Source organism: Pyrobaculum sp., assembly GCF_049971835.1.
In the GTDB taxonomy this organism is placed as follows: domain Archaea; phylum Thermoproteota; class Thermoprotei; order Thermoproteales; family Thermoproteaceae; genus Pyrobaculum.
Window position 1 is genome coordinate 1 of the sequence record NZ_JBMFKV010000326.1, and the last position, 1,696, is coordinate 1,696.

The window sequence follows — 1,696 nt, forward strand, 5'->3', positions numbered from 1 at the left end:
GGCTCGCCGCGGTGAGGGATCCCCACTCGGCGTGGATGCCCCCGCCAGAGCTCTTTATCATACTGGCTGTAGTTCTCTTCATTGCCGCTGTGGCTTGGAGGTACTACAGGTGAGGTACAAAATGGCAAAGTTAAATTTCGGCGTACCAGTACAGCACGATATTGTTTGTACCCGATGGTGGCGCAGATACAAAATCTACGTATATATTGGTATCATCCACTGAAACTTTAAAGTCTGGCAACGTCGATCCCTTAGTCACAATTGCGGTTCTCGGAGTTCCATAGAGACCGTGATTTATGACAAAACGTTTAGTGATTCCATCACCAGACGCTACATATACTCCAGAGTTTTTAGTAACTGATCGACTTAGTGTCGTTAAATTTAATCTCAAGCCTTTTGGCACATTTGAGTTAATCAATATACTGTCGTTGTTTGAATAATTGAGTACGGTTACATCTAAATTGTTCGGCGGCAGAGCTGGGTTGCTCATGACAACTGTCATTGATATTGTGATTTTTGGAAGGCCCCACGCTTCGCGTATAAAATCGCCAGCTATGATCCTCGCAAATACGTTCTGCGCTGAGTCTATCTGGATAGCCGGGCCTGGCGAATCTGTGCCATTTATAAAGTAGTTTCCAAGACCTGCGTCGTAGCATGAGCCAAATATTACGACGTTCCTGGTGTTGTATATAGTGTAGCACGAATATCTACCCTCTCCAGCTTCTACGCCAGAAAGAACTACATTTGGGCCAGTTATAAAGAATTCAGCCCATGTGCCATCTACGTTTAGATTTGGCGATGATTTTCTTACAAAACCCGAGCCGAAGGACTTCGAAGCAGTTATAACAGTGTTTCTATATATTGCGAAGCCGCTGTTTCCATTGTTCCCAGCTACACAGTTCACCACCTTTGTATCTGCGCTGATAATGCGGAATCCGTTTCCAGCATTGCTGTAGCTCCTTACAGTATCTAGTATAGGCTCTAGTAGGTTGTATAAAAATACCCCATGTCCTCTCGCCTTAGCCACTATGACGTTTCTAAGTAAAAACATGGAATCTGAATATACTATATCTGTCACTGGATCTGTTTGCGACGTCCTTGTGGCGTAGATGAGATCAGCCCCAGCTATGTAATTCGTGTTATCTGGCTGTCTAGGCGCATTTCCCTCAATCCGCAAATTTTCGATAGATACGAAATAGGCATCCGGTATGTATATCAAAGGCGTGGCGTCCGTCCGCGATGGACTTTCTCTCAACACAGTGCTGTTCCAGCCAGCGCCAACTATTCTAGTGTGTGGAGGCACTGAAACTTGCGAGGATAGTACATAGCTATCTGGAGCTATAAACACGGTGGATCCAGGGCCCTTATAATTTAGCGCCTCTTGGATGCATGCCGTAGACGAATTTTTACATATTACATTACCATTTCTATCATACGCAACATAGTCGCCATTTGACTCTTGTCTCACTAGCACGTCATATGTAGCAGGAGCAATTCCAAACGCCGCTTGATCCTCTACGATGTCGACCCCCTTGGGGGCTCTTATCTTGAGCCGCCTTGTGGCGATGTCTGGGTAGATTGCGTAGCTGGGCGTCTGGGCGCGGGCGAGAGCGCTGGCGAGGAGGGCGCCGAGTCCAGCCGCAGTGGCCATCGAGAAGAACTCCCTCCTACTGGGCCTCCTGGCCATATCTGTGCG

The 1,696-nt window shown here is 47.1% G+C and carries 1 protein-coding gene; it reads right to left on the reverse strand.

Annotated features, from left to right (window positions below; genetic code table 11):
* Positions 1 to 130: 130 nt before the first annotated feature.
* The coding region (locus tag ACP5J3_RS14255) for a hypothetical protein (RefSeq protein WP_428496287.1) at positions 131 to 1,696 on the reverse strand (1,566 nt) is incomplete at its 5' end.